This window comes from Ruegeria lacuscaerulensis (assembly GCF_013034685.1).
In the GTDB taxonomy this organism is placed as follows: Bacteria; Pseudomonadota; Alphaproteobacteria; order Rhodobacterales; family Rhodobacteraceae; genus Ruegeria; species Ruegeria lacuscaerulensis_B.
The window spans coordinates 141,442-156,905 of sequence record NZ_WQGO01000007.1 but is presented as its reverse complement, the minus strand read 5'-3'; the positions used below and the strand labels follow the sequence as shown (position 1 = coordinate 156,905).

General features: G+C 57.4%; 17 protein-coding genes. 5 read left to right on the top strand and 12 right to left on the bottom strand.

From position 1 onward, the window contains the following. Positions 1–5 precede the first annotated feature (5 nt). Positions 6–866 (bottom strand): acyl-CoA thioesterase, encoded by an 861-nt coding sequence (locus GOV80_RS17955; protein ID WP_170786760.1) that lies wholly within the window; start codon positions 864–866, stop codon positions 6–8. 49 nt (positions 867–915) lie between these two features. After that, entirely contained in the window at positions 916–2,145 is a 1,230-nt protein-coding gene (locus GOV80_RS17950; RefSeq protein ID WP_170786759.1) for a serine hydrolase domain-containing protein, read from the bottom strand. Positions 2,146–2,288: 143 nt separating this feature from the next. Here GOV80_RS17950 and GOV80_RS17945 point away from each other — a divergent pair, with 143 nt between their 5' ends. Next, positions 2,289–2,894 (top strand): 2-hydroxychromene-2-carboxylate isomerase, encoded by a 606-nt coding sequence (locus GOV80_RS17945; RefSeq protein WP_170786756.1) that lies wholly within the window; start codon positions 2,289–2,291, stop codon positions 2,892–2,894. Here the strand turns inward: GOV80_RS17945 and GOV80_RS17940 are convergent. Then, positions 2,880–3,923, bottom strand: a complete 1,044-nt coding sequence (locus tag GOV80_RS17940; RefSeq protein WP_170786754.1) for a phosphotransferase — start codon at positions 3,921–3,923, stop codon at positions 2,880–2,882. The two genes, GOV80_RS17945 and GOV80_RS17940, sit on opposite strands and share 15 nt — an antisense overlap. Positions 3,924–3,940: 17 nt before the next feature. After that, positions 3,941–4,759 carry an SDR family oxidoreductase gene (locus tag GOV80_RS17935; RefSeq protein WP_170786753.1) on the bottom strand — a complete coding sequence of 273 codons (819 nt, stop codon included), beginning with the start codon at positions 4,757–4,759 and terminating at the stop codon, positions 3,941–3,943. Between the two features lie 138 nt (positions 4,760–4,897). On the opposite strand from GOV80_RS17935, the gene GOV80_RS17930 reads away from it, so the two are divergent. The 3 genes from GOV80_RS17930 (at position 4,898) to GOV80_RS17920 (ending at position 7,231) form a co-directional block, all read left to right on the top strand. Beyond that, complete coding sequence (locus tag GOV80_RS17930; RefSeq protein ID WP_170786752.1) at positions 4,898–5,893, top strand: NADPH:quinone oxidoreductase family protein; 996 nt, start codon at positions 4,898–4,900, stop codon at positions 5,891–5,893. 136 nt (positions 5,894–6,029) lie between these two features. Then, positions 6,030–6,476, top strand: coding sequence for a type II 3-dehydroquinate dehydratase (gene aroQ, locus GOV80_RS17925; protein ID WP_170769745.1), 447 nt, complete (start codon positions 6,030–6,032; stop codon positions 6,474–6,476). Then, the gene (locus GOV80_RS17920; RefSeq protein WP_170786751.1) at positions 6,476–7,231 is read left to right on the top strand and encodes a helix-turn-helix transcriptional regulator; all 756 of its coding nucleotides are present in this window, start codon (positions 6,476–6,478) and stop codon (positions 7,229–7,231) included. The genes aroQ and GOV80_RS17920 overlap by 1 nt, the downstream gene beginning before the upstream one ends. 369 nt (positions 7,232–7,600) lie before the next feature. Here the strand turns inward: GOV80_RS17920 and tsf are convergent, their stop codons facing one another. From tsf to GOV80_RS17895, 5 genes are all read right to left on the bottom strand, one after another. Further along, positions 7,601–8,476 carry a translation elongation factor Ts gene (tsf, locus tag GOV80_RS17915; protein WP_170354186.1) on the bottom strand — a complete coding sequence of 292 codons (876 nt, stop codon included), beginning with the start codon at positions 8,474–8,476 and terminating at the stop codon, positions 7,601–7,603. Positions 8,477–8,553: 77 nt separating this feature from the next. After that, positions 8,554–9,336, bottom strand: coding sequence for a 30S ribosomal protein S2 (gene rpsB, locus GOV80_RS17910; protein WP_170769743.1), 783 nt, complete (start codon positions 9,334–9,336; stop codon positions 8,554–8,556). A 167-nt stretch (positions 9,337–9,503) separates the two neighbouring features. Further along, positions 9,504–10,340, bottom strand: a complete 837-nt coding sequence (gene olsA / locus GOV80_RS17905; protein WP_170786750.1) for a lyso-ornithine lipid O-acyltransferase — start codon at positions 10,338–10,340, stop codon at positions 9,504–9,506. A 3-nt stretch (positions 10,341–10,343) separates the two neighbouring features. Then, the gene (gene olsB / locus GOV80_RS17900; protein WP_170786747.1) at positions 10,344–11,099 is read right to left on the bottom strand and encodes an L-ornithine N(alpha)-acyltransferase; all 756 of its coding nucleotides are present in this window, start codon (positions 11,097–11,099) and stop codon (positions 10,344–10,346) included. 97 nt (positions 11,100–11,196) lie between these two features. After that, the gene (locus GOV80_RS17895) at positions 11,197–11,379 is read right to left on the bottom strand and encodes a DUF3553 domain-containing protein (protein WP_170786746.1); all 183 of its coding nucleotides are present in this window, start codon (positions 11,377–11,379) and stop codon (positions 11,197–11,199) included. A gap of 43 nt (positions 11,380–11,422) precedes the next feature. On the opposite strand from GOV80_RS17895, the gene GOV80_RS17890 reads away from it, so the two are divergent. After that, the gene (locus GOV80_RS17890; RefSeq protein WP_170786745.1) at positions 11,423–12,019 is read left to right on the top strand and encodes a histidine phosphotransferase family protein; all 597 of its coding nucleotides are present in this window, start codon (positions 11,423–11,425) and stop codon (positions 12,017–12,019) included. Here GOV80_RS17890 and GOV80_RS17885 read toward each other — a convergent pair. From GOV80_RS17885 to obgE, 3 genes are read right to left on the bottom strand one after another with little or no spacing between them, the layout of a single operon-like run. Next, the gene (locus tag GOV80_RS17885) at positions 12,016–13,278 is read right to left on the bottom strand and encodes a glutamate-5-semialdehyde dehydrogenase (protein ID WP_170786743.1); all 1,263 of its coding nucleotides are present in this window, start codon (positions 13,276–13,278) and stop codon (positions 12,016–12,018) included. The genes GOV80_RS17890 and GOV80_RS17885 overlap by 4 nt on opposite strands. Before the next feature lie 22 nt (positions 13,279–13,300). Continuing rightward, on the bottom strand, positions 13,301–14,407 hold the full coding sequence (gene proB, locus GOV80_RS17880) for a glutamate 5-kinase (RefSeq protein ID WP_170786742.1): 1,107 nt from the start codon (positions 14,405–14,407) through the stop codon (positions 13,301–13,303). Next, positions 14,395–15,429 (bottom strand): GTPase ObgE, encoded by a 1,035-nt coding sequence (obgE, locus tag GOV80_RS17875; protein WP_170786740.1) that lies wholly within the window; start codon positions 15,427–15,429, stop codon positions 14,395–14,397. Before obgE ends, proB begins: the two co-directional genes overlap by 13 nt. Positions 15,430–15,464: the final 35 nt, after the last annotated feature.

Genomic DNA, 15,464 nt, shown 5'->3' with positions numbered 1-15,464 from the left:
TCGGTCTACCGCGCCCGTCGCATCAACCCTTCCTGTGCGACAGATGCCACCAATGTGCCGTCCTGAGTATAGATTGAGCCACGATTGAAACTGCGGCCGCGGCCGCCCCAAGGCGAATCCATTGAATACAGATGCCACTTGTCGAAATGCACTGGCGCGTGGAACCACAGGGCGTGATCCAGGCTGGCTCCGTTTACCTCACCGGTGAACCAGCTCAGTCCGTGGGGCCTTAGTCCCGAGCTGAGCAGGTACATATCCGAGGCATAGGTCAGCAGCAATTGCTGGGTGATCTGGTCCCTGCCCTGTGCGGCGTTCATTCGAAACCAAATGGCGTTTCGATCGTCGGACTTGTCAGGCGCGAACAGGTCCAGATGGTGGACTTCGCGTACATCGATCGGACGGTCGCGCATCAGCTCGGATCGCAGACGTTCGGGAACACGATCCAGATATTGTCGTCTGACCTCGGACCGCGCGGGCAATCCCTCGGGGCCGGAGATGTCGGGCATTGGATGCTGGTGGTCCCAGCCGTCATCTGCAATATGGAAGGACGCCGACATGTTGAGGATTTGTTTCCCGTGTTGGATCGCAATGACTCGGCGGGTGGTGAAAGAACCTCCATCTCGGGCCCGATCCACTTGATAAATAACGGGAATAGACGGATCACCGGGGCGAATGAAATAGGCGTGCAAAGAATGGCACAGACGGTCTTCCACAGTTCGGTATGCAGCAGACAGGGCTTGGGCGACGACTTGTCCGCCAAATATCCGCGTGGGCGTTTCACCGCCGGATCCTGTGCCACGAAACAGATCAACCTCAAGCCGTTCCAGAGATAGCAAATCCAGCAGAATGCGCTCGGCTTCGGTCATGTGGGGCTCTCCGATTGATCTGCGCCATGACGTAACAGGCTGCTGAAGGTCATTCAATCATTGCCCCGAGGACAAGCGCCTTGAGTTCCGACCGCGACGGATAGGAACTGGAGGGTGAGAGTTGGGTAAAGAAGACGGCTGTCACGTCATTGCTGCGGTCGACCCAGAAAAAGGTCGAGGCCATGCCGCCCCAACTGAAATCGCCCAAAGAGCCCGGAGTGGCCGTTCGACCCGGATCAATCACCACCGAACCGCCAAGACCAAAGCCGGTACCTTCCATCGGTTGTTCCGCAAAACTACTTGGACCCATCGAGGCAATGTCGCCCGCTAAGTGATTGCGCATCATGAATTCTACCGTTCTGCTGCTGAGCAGACGGTGTCCATTCCCCTGCCCTTTATTTCGCAATATCTGGACGAATTTAGCATAGTCGTCGATTGTGCCGACCAAACCGCCGCCCCCAGAGCACATGGTGGTGTCGAGAAAGGCGGAATCTTCGTAGCTATCTGTCAAACGCAGGCTGTCACCACCGGTCTCAGCCGAATTCAGATCCATCGCATTGCCAGCTAAGGGCGTGTAGAGTGATGCAAAACGGTCCCCGGCATCTTTGGGAACAGTAAATCCGGTCTCAGACATACCCAGCGGGTCAAAAATCTCTTCCTGAAAGAACTGATCCAGCGTTTTGCCAGACACGATTTCCACGACCCGGCCGATCACGTCGATGCCCACCGAATATTCCCAACGACTGCCGGGGTGGAATGCCAGCGGCAGGTCAGCGAGCGAAGTCACTCGGTTCGCTAAAGGACCCTCACGCGGGCCAAAGACGATGGATTGATCTTCCATCGCACTCGGCAGCAACCCAGGGTTAAACGGATAGCTCAAGCCACTGGTATGGGTCAGCAATTGATGCAAGGTCGGGGTTGTTGAGGGTTCGGTTTGGTCAATCCGACTTGCGCCCGGCACAAGGGCATGCATATTCGAAAACTCTGGAATAAAGTCAGATACCTGCGCGTCGAGGTGAAAGTTTCCGCGCTCGGCAAGCATCATCAATGCCACAGACGTCACTGGCTTGGTCATTGAATAAATTCGGGCAATCGTGTCGCGCTGGAAAGGCAAGCTCTGCTCCACATTCCGAAGCCCGCAGGCGTGGAAGAACGCCTCTTGACCCTGATGGTGGATCAGGACGGAACTTCCTGCATACTTCCGCTCATCCACATAGCGTTGCATCCACATCGGAATGCGCCCGAGGCGGGAAGGGTCGAGCGTGGTCTGACTGCACATGTAGACGTCCTGACATTGCCTATCAATTCCCCGGATTTTGCCGGGCGTGGTCACCTAACGCAATGGGGATGCAGCTATTTCCATATGGCTGTTACACTCAACGGGTTAAAGAATCGACGAGTCGGGATGGAAGGATCAAAATCATGTCACAAACTCTGGATTTTATATATGATTTTTGCAGCCCGAACGCATTTCTGGCTCATAAGGTGATGCCAAAGCTGGTGGCGGATCATGGGGTGCAGATCAACTATGTGCCAGTTCTTCTGTCGACAATTTTCAAAGCGACCAACAACCAAAGCCCGTTTCAGGCATTCTCGGAAAACCGTCAGAAAACTGCTTATCTGACCCATGATCTCCATCGCTATGCCCGTCGGCGCGGCGTAAGTTTTCATATGAGCCCCCATTTTCCGATCAATACCAAATTCGCCATGCGCGGAGCGGTCTTTGCCTCTGGAAAACAATGGGAAGCCAAATACATAGACGCGATCTTTGATGCTATCTGGGTGCATGGTCAAAAAGCAGATGAGATTACGGTGCTGATGGATATTCTGCAAGACAACGAACTGCCTGTCCGAAAACTGCGCGAAGCGATGACAGAGCCGGACGTTAAGCAGCAACTAAAGGATCAGTCCAAAAATGCGGCCAAGCGCGGTGTTTTTGGTGTTCCCACATTTTTTGCAAGCTCCGAGATGTTTTTTGGCAAAAACAGCTTGCCCAATCTGGAACTTGAATTGTCACGTAGTGTGTGAGTTTGCGCCCTCAAGCGCTTTCAAGCCATACTGGGCAAACATCGGAACATAACCACCTAATTTTCTAGCTCTTTCCGGGTCCGAGGCATTACCGTCCAAGGCGCGTTTGTAGACACCTTGCAGGATACCGGCCATGCGGAAAAAATTGAAAGCAATGTAGAATCCGAAGTTGTCGATGCCGGGCAGTCCGCGGCGCTTGCAATAGGCTGCAATGAACTCGGCATCCGATGGAAGACCGAGGCTTGATCTGTCTACACCTGCCAGCCCCCGCCCCTCTTTTCCCGGTGGCATTTGCCACTGCATGATCACCGCCGCCAGATCGGCATAGGGGTGGCCGATCGTAGAAAGTTCCCAGTCCAGAACGCCAATACAACGGGTGCCGTTCTTTTCGAATAGCATGTTGTCGATGCGATAGTCCCCATGAACCAGCGTTCTCTGGCCGTCATCAGCAGGCATTGACGCGTCGAGTAAAGAAATCAGTTGGTCCATCTGAGCAATGGTTTTGGTCTCGGACGCGCGGTATTGCTTGGTCCAGCGTGAGATCTGCCGTTCGAAATAATTTCCCGGCGGTCCAAAGTCGGAGAGGCCCACGGCCTGGATATCGACCATGTGGAGCTCGGCCAATACGCGGTTCATCTCGTCAAAAACACCGGCGCGCGTTTCCGTGGTTTCGCTTGTCATAGTCGGCTCAAGGAAGTTACGGCCGTCCAGGCGCTCCATTACGTAAAAGGCCGATCCAATGACGGTGTCGTCCTCGCACAAAAGGAACATTTCGGGCACCGGCACTCGACTGTTCGACAGGGCTTTTTGAACCCGAAATTCCCGGTCCACGGCATGAGCGGATTTTAGGAGTATGCCAGGAGGTTTACGCCGCAAAACATAGACTTGCGTCGGTGTCTTCAATTCAAATGTTGGGTTGGACTGACCGACGGCGAATTTAGTGGCCTCCAACGGGCCTCGATAGCCGTCGAGATGCGCGCTGAGATAGGCATCAACGGCCTTCAGGTCCAATTGCGTGTCCGTGGACATATCAGTCTCCTTACCGCTCACAGGGCCTCTGCGAAGATATTTCCCGCGGTCACCACATTAATCCCACCCGAAACCGGGATGACGGCTCCGGTGACATAGCTGCCGCCGCGACCGCACAGAAACAGCATGCAGCCCGCAATATCCTCATCCGCGCCGACCCGACCCAGCGGAACCGACTTTCCGACTTTGTCGCGGGTGGTTTCATCGGCAGTGGCAAAGGCGGTCATACGCGACACAAACGGCCCCGGTGCCAAGGCGTTGACTGTGATGTGGTAGGGCGAGAATTCCTTGGCCATGATCTTGGTCAGGTGCAAAACCGCTGCTTTAGAGGCTGAATAGCTGTAGGCGCCGTCGCCCATCGGTACCTCACCCATGACCGATCCCACATTGACAACACGGGCCGGATCATCGGCCGAACCTGATTTCATAAGCGTTGGCAACAGTTTCTGGGTCAATTCGAATATACCTGTTACATTCACCGACATGACCTTATCCCAGGCCTCATAAGGGAACTGCCCCATTGGCGCACCCCAAGACACGCCTGCGTTATTCATAAGGATATCAAGCTTGTCCGTGCGGTTGTGAACCTCGTCCACCAGCGCGTCCACGCCCTCTTTGCTACCAACGTCACCGGCAAACCCCTCTGCGCTCCCCGGCGCGTCTAGCGCATTGAGTTCGGCAGCTACGGCCTCGCACGCGTCCTGCTTGCGCGAGGCGATGAGAACCCTTGCGCCGGCCCGCACCAGGGCTTCGGCGGCCATGCGGCCAATTCCCGTGGCGCCGCCAGTTACCAGGGCTGTTTTTCCCTCTACCGAGAATAGGGATTCGGGTGTCATCGGGTGCTCCTCGTGTTTGTTCATTTGGCGCTGGCATGGTGTCTGCATACCCGGGCCGCTGCACCGTCATATCCTTGACAACGTATCGGGCTGCGCCAAACTTCCTCCTGTAGGAATAACAGGGATAAAGGGGTCAACATGCAAGCTTTACTCAGCGTCGCTCCGGGTGGACCAGAAACTTTGGAACTGACCACCCTGCCCGATCCGCAGCCGGGCAAGGGCGAGTTGTTGGTGCGCATCAAAGCCGCCGGGGTGAATTTTCCTGATACGCTGATGATCCGGGACCTCTACCAGATCAAACCGCCGCGCCCTTATGCTCCGGGTGGCGAGATTGCGGGTCAGGTGCTGGCGGTAGGTGAAGGTGTCGCTGGGTTCGAAGTCGGCGACCGTGTGTTGGCGCTGACCGGTCATGGCGGCTTCGCAACACATCTGACGATTCAGGCTTCGACTGCGGTGAAGTTCCCGGATTCCATGCCCTTTGAGGATGCCGCGTGTTTCATCTTTACTTACGGCACCTCTTATCATGCTCTGAAGGATCGCGCGGCGCTGAAGGCTGGCGAAACCCTGTTGATTCTGGGGGCTGCGGGTGGAGTAGGAACCGCTGCCATCGAATTGGGCAAGGCAATGGGCGCGCGTGTCATCGCCGCCGTGTCATCGGAAGAAAAAGCCGCGTTCTGTCGACAAGTTGGGGCGGATGATACAATCGTTTACGCGACCGAAATGGATCGGGACACGCAAAAGGCTTTTTCATCCGATATCAAGGCGTTGGCTGGGCCAGTTGGTGTCGATGTTGTCTATGACGCGGTCGGCGGAGACTATGCGGAACCCGCATTGCGTGCGATGGCGTGGGGTGGTCGTTTTCTGGTGGTGGGATTCCCGGCTGGGATTCCCAAAATTCCGCTGAACCTGCCACTGTTGAAAGGCTGTCAGATTGTCGGAGTGTTTTGGGGCGCTTCGGTCTTCAGAGACCCTGCAGGACACGCGGAGAATGTGCAGGAACTGTTCCAGTTCTACGACGCTGCCAGGATCAAGCCGCAAATCAGCACGACGTTTCCACTGGAAAAAGCCGCTGAGGCTTTGTCCTTACTATCCGGGCGCGGTGCCTTGGGTAAAATTGTCGTGACGATGCTCTGACAACCCTACAATAAGAGCGGGCCGGTGTTGCGTTGCAGCACTGCGTTCGGGCAACCAGGAAAGTGACGCAGCGCTGGCGGTGGACAAGGGGACCCATTGGCGTTTAAGAACCAAAAAAACGGGAACAGTGAAAAAAATGCGTAAAGCTCTGATTTTAAACGGCCCGAACCTGAATCTGCTGGGCACGCGTCAGCCAGAGGTATATGGTAAAACAACCCTGAAAATGGTTGAGGAAATGTGCGTAACGCACGGAGAAACAATCGGTTTCGAAGTCGCGCATATGCAGTCGAACCATGAAGGTGCCTTGCTGGACGCGATCCACGCAGCCAAAGGGACGCAGGACGGCATCATCCTGAACGCCGGTGCCTATACCCATACGTCTATTGCGCTGATGGACGCTATCGCCTCGGTCGAGCTTCCCACCATCGAGGTGCATCTGTCAAACATCCATGCACGCGAGAGCTTTCGCCATACCTCGTATATCTCGAAAGTCGTCGTCGGCCAGATTTGTGGCTTTGGTGCGCAAAGCTACATCCTGGCGTTGGACGCGCTGGCTGGGTTCCTTGACCGTGAGGGCGCTTAATGAGGCTGAGTGAGTATCTTTATTTCCTGAGCTACACCAAAACGCTTGAGGAATTGTGGGATGCCCACTGCCGCCAAATGGCTGAATACGGCTTCGACCGGCTGTTGTACGGGTATACGCGCTACAAGACCCCGACCTCGTTGGGCGACCCGGAAGATTTTGTCATTCTCACCAACCATACCAAACCCTATCTGGATGGGTTCCTGCGCAGTGGGCTGTATTTTCATGCGCCGATGCTGAAATGGGCGCTGGAAAATGAAGGTGCGGCCAGTTGGCAGATGACGCAGGATATGATGATGTCCGGCGCTTTGACTGCGCAGGAGTTGGAAGTGCTTGAGTTCAACCGCTCGAAGGGTGTTGTTGCCGGGTATACGGTTAGCTTTACGTCAGTGTCGGCGCGGTCGAAAGGTGCGATTTCTCTATCTGCCTGTGGCGCACGGTCTCAGCAAGATGTGGATGCAATCTGGGCAGAGCACGGCGAAGATATTTTGCTGATGAACAATATGGCACATCTCAAGATCCTGACCCTGCCTTACAACGCTCCAAACAGAGCTCTGACAAAGCGCCAAAGAGAGGCGCTGGAGTGGGTCGGAGATGGAAAAACCACGCAGGATATCGCGCTGCTGATGGGCCTGACAGCAGCCACTGTTGAGAAACATTTGCGTCTGGCGCGTGAGTCGCTGGCGGTCGAAACCACAGCCCAGGCGGTTCTGAAGGCATCTTTTCAAAATCAGATGTTCGTGATGGAGGCCTAAGCCCCAATTTTTTGACGCTCACCTGCGTCAATTTACCTAGGGTAAGGAAAACATTACTTTTCGATTCTGACCCGTAGTTGCAAAATGAGAGCGTTCCGTGAGTGGTGGCTTTAGCCTGGGAACATTTGGTCGGATCTTTGTGATTTCAGGGCTCTCCGGCCGCTCTGACACAGGGGCGTCTATTCGTCCACGTACCTATGTCGGAAATCCGGGGGGCCTCGACCATCCCCATCATGCGGGGCCCCCCAACCCTATCCTTCAATGCCAGGCGCTTCGGCGTCTTTTTTTGTGCGCGCAAGAAAAAACCGGCCACGCCTTGCGCGACCGGTTCTTAAAGTGTCCCGGACCCCAAGAGGTCCGGAAAATCGCTTAACCCTGGGCTGCTTTTGCAACTTCGGCGGCGAAGTCTTCTTTTTCCACCACGATGCCTTCGCCAACTTCCAGACGGATAAAGCCGGTGATGGTTGCGCCTGCTTCTTTGGCGGCTGCTTCAACGGTCAGGTCAGGGTTCACAACGAACGACTGGTTCAACAGAGTCGATTCAGCCACGAATTTCTTCATACGGCCTTCGATCATCTTCTCGATCACCTGCTCCGGTTTGCCGGATTCGCGGGCGATGTCCATCTGAACCTGCTTTTCCTTCTCGACGACCGCCGGGTCCATGTCGGCCTCGGACAGAGCTGCCGGGTTCACAGCTGCGATGTGCATCGCAACCTGCTTGCCGATCGCTTCGTCACCACCGGTCAGAGCAACCAGAACGCCGATTTTGCCCATGCCGTTGGTGGCTGCGTTGTGGACGTAGGACACAACGGTGTCGCCCGACAGTTTCGCCATACGGCGTACCGACATGTTCTCACCAATGGTGGCGATCTTGTCGGTCAGAGTGTCGGCAACGGATTTGCCACCCAAGTCAGCCGCCAGCAGAGCGTCAACGTCTGCAACACCTTCGGCTGCAAACGCGATCTTGCCGACCATTTCCTGGAACTCAGCGTTCTTCGCAACGAAGTCGGTTTCCGAGTTCACTTCGACAGCAACACCGTTGCCACCGTTGACGTGAACAGCAACCAGACCTTCTGCTGCGGTACGGCCCGATTTCTTGGCCGCTTTCGCCAGGCCTTTGGTGCGCAGCCAGTCAACGGCCTCGTCCATGTTGCCGCCGGTTTCGGTCAGGGCTTTTTTCGCGTCCATCATGCCTGCGCCTGTGCTGTCGCGCAGTTCTTTAACCATTGCTGCTGTGATTGCCATCTTTTGGCTCTCCTCAATTCAAACGGAATTGGGGCAGGTCATACCCTGCCCCATGTGTCAATTACGTGACGGGCAGCTTACGCTTCAGCCGGAGCTTCAGCGGCTTCTTCTGCAACGACTTCTTCAACCGGTGCTTCTTCGAATGCACCCAGGTCTACGCCAGCAGCACCCATCTGAGCGGTCATGCCGTCCAGAGCGGCGCGAGCGGCCAGGTCACAATACAGACCGATGGCGCGGGCTGCGTCGTCGTTGCCGGGGATGATGTAGTCAACACCGTCGGGCGAGCAGTTGGTGTCGACAACAGCCACAACCGGGATACCCAGCTTGTTGGCTTCGGCGATGGCCAGTGCTTCTTTTTTGACGTCGATGACGAACAGCAAGTCAGGAACGCCGCCCATCTCGCGGATACCGCCCAGCGAAGCCTGCAGCTTCTGTTGGTCACGCTCCATGCCCAGACGCTCTTTCTTGGTCAGGCCTTCTGCGCCGGCTTCCATTGCTTCGTCGATCTGGTTCAGACGGTTGATCGACTGGGAAACGGTTTTCCAGTTGGTCAGCGTACCGCCCAGCCAGCGGTGGTTCATGTAGTACTGAGCCGACTTTTCAGCCGCTTCGGCGATCGGGCCAGCGGCCTGACGCTTGGTACCAACGAACAGAACGCGGCCACCTTTTGCAACGGTGTCACGAACAGCCTGCAGAGCCTGATCCAGCATCGGAACGGTCTGGGTCAGGTCCATGATGTGGATGCCATTGCGCGAGCCGTAGATGAACGGGCCCATGCGGGGATTCCAACGCTGTGTCTGGTGACCAAAGTGAACGCCAGCTTCCAGCAGCTGACGCATGGTGAACTCGGGAAGAGCCATGCTATTTTCCTTTTCCGGTTTACGCCTTGGCGGGGGTGAAAGAAGCGGATGCTCCAACCGGCGGGCCTGATGAGGATGTCTCCCTGCAAAAGACCCAAACCCCGCCTGCGGGTTTGAATGGCGCGCGTATACGGCAGGTTTTGGTGCAACGCAAGAGGCTTTCGCCCCTATTTTTCAAGCCGCGCCAAGCTATGGGCATGACGCACGGCTTCTTCGCAATGAGCAGCCAACGCTTTACGGTTTTCAAAGTCGCTGACCTTGGCGGGTATGTGGTAGATCAACTCGACCCAGCCTTGCCGACGGGCGCCCAGCGTTTTCAGCAAATGCGGACCGAAATCCATATCTCCCCACCACCCATAGAACCTGTTGGGTTGCCCAGCAGGAGCGTGATAGATCACCGAGACCGGCTGCACATACATGAATTCGCGCAGTTCATCGGTAAAGAATGCAGCAAAGAGTGTTGTTTTAAAGGGCAAAACCCTGATTCCATCGGTTGAGGTGCCTTCCGGAAAAAACACCAACTTATGACCTGCGGACAAGCGTTCCTGAAACAACAAGGTTTGCTCGCGCGCCTTTTTACGGTTGCGTTCGATGAAGACCGTACCCGTGGCCCGGGCAAGCCAGCCGATACCGGGCCATTTCGCCACTTCGGCTTTCGAGACGAAATAGACCCTTTTGCGGGCGTTTAGCGCGAAAATATCCAACCACGAGGAGTGATTGGCCACCACTGCTCCACGTTGGGTCATTAACTCTCCGGAACTGCGGAATCCCATTCCTAGAATGCGAAAAGCGTTGCGACAGACAAACTGTGTGATGAAGGGCGTGATTGGGCGGCGGACGCCGTAAATCGGTCTCTCGATCAGGCGGAGGGTCAGCAGGACGATCAGCCCGCCGAAGACTAATACCGCCAGAGGCAGACCTCGCAAAACGACCAGAATCCAGCCGACCAGGCCCAGTTCAATGGGATCAGGCGCGTCTTCGCTGTGCCAGGATGCGTCGCTCAAGGGTTACGCTCCGCTATAGATGCGCCGTTGGCGCTCGTTCATGCGCGCTGTGTCTAGGATCAGGCACACGTCCGTTGTGTTGAAGGCATGGTCGATGAAAGCGCCCTCGCCCACAAACCCGCCCAGCCGAAGATAGGCCTTGATCAGCGCCGGAACCTGCACCATAGCTGCGCGGCGGTCCAGCGCATCCACGCCCACCAAATCCATCGACTGAAACACATCGGGTTGCGCCCGGACCCTCAGGTCTGGCGGCGCGAGGTGGTTGTGATGCAACATAGACAAAGGCTGCACTAGCGCCTGAACATCGGTGCCGTGAAAGCTGGCGACGCCGAATAGAACTTCAATCTGGCGCGCGTTCACATAGGCGGCCAGACCGTTCCACAGATGATACATTGCCGTGCCGCCGCGATAGTCAGGGTGGAGGCAGGATCGCCCCAATTCCAACAGCTTGCGACCGCTGTCTTTCAGAACGCTCACATCATATTCGTCTTCGGAATAAAACTGCCCCAGATCTGCTGCACGTTCACCCGGTAACAGCCTGTAAACGCCGACAGTTTCGCCGGTCTGATCGTCGATGGCCAGCATATGGTCAAAATACGGGTCGAACCGGTCCTGCTCTAGCCCTGCGTCGTGGTCCACCATCTCTCCGCCACCGCCCAGTTCGCGCACGAAAACGTCATAGCGCAGCCGCTGCGCGGCACGCAGTTCGGCCTCGGTCTCGGCGAGTTTGACGGTGAAGGATGGGCCTGTACCCGACATCAGAAAGTCCCTGTGGTTTCAGGGCTGATACCGCAGGTGTCGGGGGAATGGCAACATCGCCTGAACCGGTTGGATGTTAACCTTTCCTAAACCAGTTTCACGGATCAAAGACGGGCATCAGGGCGATGCGCGATCCGTCAATCACCACTTTCCCCTGCTCGCGGAAGTTCACGGTGATTTTGCCGCCGATATTGGACTGCACCTGTCCAATGCCCCAATCGGGGAAATCGGGGTGGCGGACAAACATGCCCGGTGCAAGAATGGCATTGAGTTCTGACATGACTGGGCTCCGGGTCCGGCGGCAGATACAGCAGGAGGTACGCATGAGCGCAACAGACGTCAACCTGGCCGAGCTGATCGGCTCGCGGATCTGTCATGATCTGATCAGCCCGATCGGCGCGATCACCAACGGGTTGGAGCTGCTGGAAATGGTTGGCGGCACCCAAGGCCCGGAGATGGAGCTGATCTCGGGCAGTGTCGGCAGCGCAGGCGCGCGTATCCGCTTTTTCCGGGTGGCGTTTGGATCGGCCAGCGATCAACCTCTGGGCCGCGCCGAAGTCAGTGCCTTGCTGAAAGATGTCGAAGCCGCAGGTCGCGTTCGTGTGAGCTGGAACCTGACCGAGGCGGTGCCGCGCAATCAGGTCAAACTGGCGTTTCTGGCGCTGATGTGCTGCGAAAGCGCGATGCCCTTTGGGGGTGCGGTGACGATCCGCAACGATGTTGATCAATGGACCGTGACAGGCGTGGCAGACAAGCTGAACATAGAAAACGATCTGTGGAATAACCTGCCCAAAGGCCGGTTTGCCGATAAGGTCACCCCCGCCAAGGTGCAATTCGCCCTTCTGCCGGAAACGGCGCATGCGATGCGGCGGCGGATTACGGCGGAAACCACCGCAACCCGCGTCGAGATCATGTTTTAGGCGCGGACCGTCCCGTTGCCCCGCACAAGGTATTGAAAACTGGTCAGTTGGGCGGCCCCAACCGGCCCACGGGCATGCATTTTGCCCGTGGCAATCCCGATCTCGGCCCCCATTCCAAACTCGCCGCCATCGGCGAACTGGGTTGAGGCGTTGTGCATCAGGATCGCGCTGTCCAGCCGTTCAAAGAACCGGGCCGCAGCTTGCGCGTCCTCGGTCATGATACAGTCGGTGTGGTTCGAGCCGAATTGACGGATATGCGCGATGGCCTCATCGATATCTGCTACGGGCTTAGCGGCGATGATACTGTCGAGGAATTCTTTACCCCAATCCTCATCCGTCGCTTTCAACACACCGTCGAGAGCCAAGGAGCCCTCGGCGTGAACCTCAACTCCGGCGGCCAGCAGCGCGGTGATGACATCCCGCCCCAGCGTTTCAGCAATGTCCTGATGGATCAGCAGGCACTCGGCGGCACCGCATATCCCCGTCCGCCGGGTCTTGGCGTTCAGCACGACCTCAAGGGTTTTCGCGGGGTCTGCCGCCTTGTCGATATAGATATGAACAATGCCTTCGAGATGAGCAAAGACAGGAACGCGGGCTTCGCGCTGAACCAATCCGACCAGCCCCTTGCCACCACGAGGCACGATCACGTCTACAAAGTCCGTCATGGTGAGCAATTCCTGAACGGCTGCTCGGTCGCGCGTCGGCACCAGTTGGATTGAGTCTTCAGGCAGGTTAGCGGCCTTTAGACCCTCGACCAAACAAGCATGGATCGCGCCAGACGAATGGAAGCTTTCCGAGCCCCCTCGCAGGATCACCGCATTGCCCGATTTCAAGCACAGCGCACCCGCATCCGCTGTCACATTCGGGCGGCTTTCATAGATCACTCCGATAACCCCCAGCGGCGTGCGCACGCGCTGGATATGCAGCCCCGAGGGCATGTCCCATTCGGTCAGAATCTCGCCCACCGGGTCGGTCTGATCGGCCACCGTGCGCAGCCCATCGACCATCCCCTGAATTCGGGATTCGTCCAGCATCAGGCGGTCCATCATCGCCGGGCTAAGGCCCTTGTCGCGCCCAAATTCCAGGTCCTTCTTGTTGGCTTCGATAATCTCAGCGCGGCGAGCCCAGACGGCCTCGGCCGCGGCGATCAGAGCGGCGTGTTTGCGTTCTGCACTGGCAAAGGCCAACTCAGCAGCAGCAGCCTTGGCGCGCGCGCCCAAATCGGCCATCAGGGCGGGAATGCTGTCGAAATCCTTCATCTTGGGTGCCTTTCCTGTTGTCCTATAGCGCCAGATCGTCCCGGTGGATCAACACGGCGCGACCAGGATAGCCCAGCGTTGCCTCGATCTCGGATGATTTACGCCCTTTTATCGCGTCTGCTTCCTGCGCGGTATAACGGCTGAGACCCTGCGCCAAACGCCGCGCCTGCGGGTCGATGATGGCCACTGGATCGCCGCGCTGAAAATCGCCGGTCACTTCGACAATACCAGCAGGCAGCAGGCTTTTGCCATTTCCAAGCGCACGCGCCGCGCCGGCATCCACCACAATCTCGCCACGTGGCTTCATCGCCGAGATCCAGCGTTTGCGCGCCGCGTGCGGATCGACGGTGGCCGTGAACCACGTGCAGTTCGCACCATTCTCAAGCGTATTCAACGGGTTCAAGGGCGATCCTTCGGTAATCGCCATATCGCAACCCGCTGCCGTCGCCATCTTGGCCGCCAGCAATTTAGTCTTCATCCCACCCTTGGAAAGGCCCGAACCAGCGTCACCGGCCATCGCCTCGATCTCGGGCGTGATGTCCTTAATCACATCATAGCGCGTGGCCGAGGCGTCCTCGGTCGGGTTCCCGGTATAGAACCCGTCCACATCCGACAGCAGGATCAGTTGATCGGCGCCGACTGTAACAGCGATTTGGGCCGCGAGGCGGTCATTGTCGCCATATCGGATCTCATCTGTGGCGACTGTATCGTTTTCGTTGACAATCGGGACAACACCCAGTCCCAACAGGGTCTCAAGCGTCGCGCGCGAGTTCAGATAGCGGCGGCGATCAGAACTGTCCTCTAGCGTGACAAGAACTTGCGCCGTGGTGATATTGTGCGGCGCAAGAGCCTCCTCATAAGCGCGGGCCAGCCGGATTTGACCGACGGCGGCAGCGGCCTGAGATTGTTCCAGCGGTAAGGTAGCCATCGGCAGGCCTAGAACCCCACGCCCCAGAGCAATCGACCCAGAGGACACCAGAATAACATCCGTCCCCTGCCCCTTTAGCCATGCCACGTCCTGCGCCAGCGAATGCAGCCAGTCGGACCGCAACAACCCAGTATCCCGATCCACTAGCAAGGCAGATCCGATCTTCACCACCAGACGTTTGGCCGAGGTCAGGGTTGCCAAGGCGCGGCCTCCTCGGCGGGTTTGTGGCGGAGGCGATTGTCGTCAATTTCCGAGCGCAGGGCGCGCAGAACCTCGGTCACGCCCAAATGTGCGACGCCAGACATAGTCATGACGGGTCCGCCTACGGCCTCTTCCAACTCGGCCTTAGCCAATTCGCGTTCCTCATCATCCATTGCGTCGACCTTGTTCAGCACGGTGATCCGGGGTTTCTCGGCCAACTCACCGCCGTAAGCCTCAAGCTCGTGAATGATGGTGCGGTAATCCTCGGCCACGGTTTCCGAGGTGCCATCGACCAGATGCAGCAAAACCGCGCAGCGTTCCACATGGCCCAGAAAGCGGTCGCCGATACCGCGCCCTTCATGGGCGCCTTCGATCAGGCCGGGGATGTCGGCCACAACGAATTCGACGCTATCCACGCCCACAACACCCAGATTGGGGTGCAGCGTGGTAAACGGATAATCGGCAATCTTGGGCCGTGCGTTCGAGGTGGCTGCCAGAAAGGTTGACTTGCCCGCATTGGGCATCCCCAGCAGCCCCACATCGGCGATCAGTTTCAGCCGCAGCCAGATGGTGCGGTCGATCCCCGCCTGACCCGGATTGGCCCGGCGCGGGGCCTGGTTGGTGGCCGATTTAAAGTGCAGGTTGCCGAAGCCGCCATTGCCGCCCTTGGCCAGCAGCACGCGCTGCCCGACCTCGGTCAGGTCGCAGATGACGGTTTCTTCGTCCTCGTCCAGAATCTCGGTCCCAACAGGTACGCGGAGGACAATGTCATCGCCATCCTTACCGGTGCGCTGCTGCCCGCGGCCGGGCTGGCCGTTTTTGGCAAAGAAATGTTGCTGATAACGGAAGTCGATCAGCGTGTTCAGACTGTCTACAACCTCAACCCAGACGGAGCCGCCCTTGCCGCCATCGCCGCCATCCGGACCGCCATATTCGATGTATTTTTCGCGCCGAAAGCTGACGCAGCCGCCACCTCCGGCCCCGGACCGGATGTAGACCTTTGCAAGATCGAGAAATTTCATAGCTGTCCCCTACTGCAAAGGCCCCATCGGCCACA

What these genes read in the sequence shown, in the direction of transcription:
- GOV80_RS17955 (WP_170786760.1), bottom strand. Translation starts at nt 866, where the DNA reads ATGACCGAAGCCGAGCGCATTCTGCTGGATTTGCTATCTCTGGAACGG.
- GOV80_RS17950 (WP_170786759.1), bottom strand. Translation starts at nt 2,145, where the DNA reads ATGTGCAGTCAGACCACGCTCGACCCTTCCCGCCTCGGGCGCATTCCG.
- GOV80_RS17945 (WP_170786756.1), top strand. Translation starts at nt 2,289, where the DNA reads ATGTCACAAACTCTGGATTTTATATATGATTTTTGCAGCCCGAACGCA.
- GOV80_RS17940 (WP_170786754.1), bottom strand. Translation starts at nt 3,923, where the DNA reads ATGTCCACGGACACGCAATTGGACCTGAAGGCCGTTGATGCCTATCTC.
- GOV80_RS17935 (WP_170786753.1), bottom strand. Translation starts at nt 4,759, where the DNA reads ATGACACCCGAATCCCTATTCTCGGTAGAGGGAAAAACAGCCCTGGTA.
- GOV80_RS17930 (WP_170786752.1), top strand. Translation starts at nt 4,898, where the DNA reads ATGCAAGCTTTACTCAGCGTCGCTCCGGGTGGACCAGAAACTTTGGAA.
- aroQ (WP_170769745.1), top strand. Translation starts at nt 6,030, where the DNA reads ATGCGTAAAGCTCTGATTTTAAACGGCCCGAACCTGAATCTGCTGGGC.
- GOV80_RS17920 (WP_170786751.1), top strand. Translation starts at nt 6,476, where the DNA reads ATGAGGCTGAGTGAGTATCTTTATTTCCTGAGCTACACCAAAACGCTT.
- tsf (WP_170354186.1), bottom strand. Translation starts at nt 8,476, where the DNA reads ATGGCAATCACAGCAGCAATGGTTAAAGAACTGCGCGACAGCACAGGC.
- rpsB (WP_170769743.1), bottom strand. Translation starts at nt 9,336, where the DNA reads ATGGCTCTTCCCGAGTTCACCATGCGTCAGCTGCTGGAAGCTGGCGTT.
- olsB (WP_170786747.1), bottom strand. Translation starts at nt 11,099, where the DNA reads ATGTCGGGTACAGGCCCATCCTTCACCGTCAAACTCGCCGAGACCGAG.
- GOV80_RS17895 (WP_170786746.1), bottom strand. Translation starts at nt 11,379, where the DNA reads ATGTCAGAACTCAATGCCATTCTTGCACCGGGCATGTTTGTCCGCCAC.
- GOV80_RS17890 (WP_170786745.1), top strand. Translation starts at nt 11,423, where the DNA reads ATGAGCGCAACAGACGTCAACCTGGCCGAGCTGATCGGCTCGCGGATC.
- GOV80_RS17885 (WP_170786743.1), bottom strand. Translation starts at nt 13,278, where the DNA reads ATGAAGGATTTCGACAGCATTCCCGCCCTGATGGCCGATTTGGGCGCG.
- obgE (WP_170786740.1), bottom strand. Translation starts at nt 15,429, where the DNA reads ATGAAATTTCTCGATCTTGCAAAGGTCTACATCCGGTCCGGGGCCGGA.